At 69.1% G+C, this 527-nt stretch carries 1 protein-coding gene; it reads left to right on the top strand.

Annotated elements, in window-relative coordinates:
* A partial coding sequence (locus ACTIFP_RS17685) for an FGGY-family carbohydrate kinase (protein ID WP_439569990.1) occupies positions 1–285 on the top strand: 285 nt, incomplete at its 5' end.
* Positions 286–527: the final 242 nt, after the last annotated feature.

The following is a 527-nucleotide window of genomic DNA, read 5'->3' as shown; positions in this document are numbered from 1 at the left end:
GACGCCTTGCCGGTGCCCGAGGCGCTGCCCGTCGCGGGCGGGCTGTCGGCGAGCGATACGCTGATGCAGTTGCAGGCCGACGCGCTGCAGCGACCGGTGCGGCGCCATGCGGTACGCGAAGCGAGCGCCTATGGCGCTGCGCTGGCGGCGGGGATGGGCGCGGGACTGTTCGGCGAGAGCGATCTCAAGCGGCTGGCGCGATACGATGCCGAGTTTCTGCCGAAGGTCGGGCGCGATGAGGCCGATGCGGCGTTTGCGCGCTGGCGGGATGCGGTGGCGGTGTGATGCCTGCCCTTCCCTGTGCCCCTGCGAAGGCAGGGGCCCATCACCTGAGCTATCATCCCTCCGGCAACGTCGGCTTGGCAACGAAAGATTCGGTGATGGGCCCCTGCCTTCGCAGGGGCACGGTAGTATTGAAGTTAGGAACCGCTCACCTCGCTCCACAGCCCCCGCACGATGTCGCGCATGCGCTGCGCCTCGTCCCAGCGGTTCGTCAGTTCGCGGCCGTCGGGCGCAGTGATCGCGTA

Source organism: Sphingopyxis sp. (assembly GCF_051861155.1).
Taxonomy (GTDB): domain Bacteria; phylum Pseudomonadota; class Alphaproteobacteria; order Sphingomonadales; family Sphingomonadaceae; genus Sphingopyxis.
The sequence above is the reverse complement of the archived record's forward strand: the minus strand, read 5'-3'. Positions and strand labels throughout refer to the sequence as shown.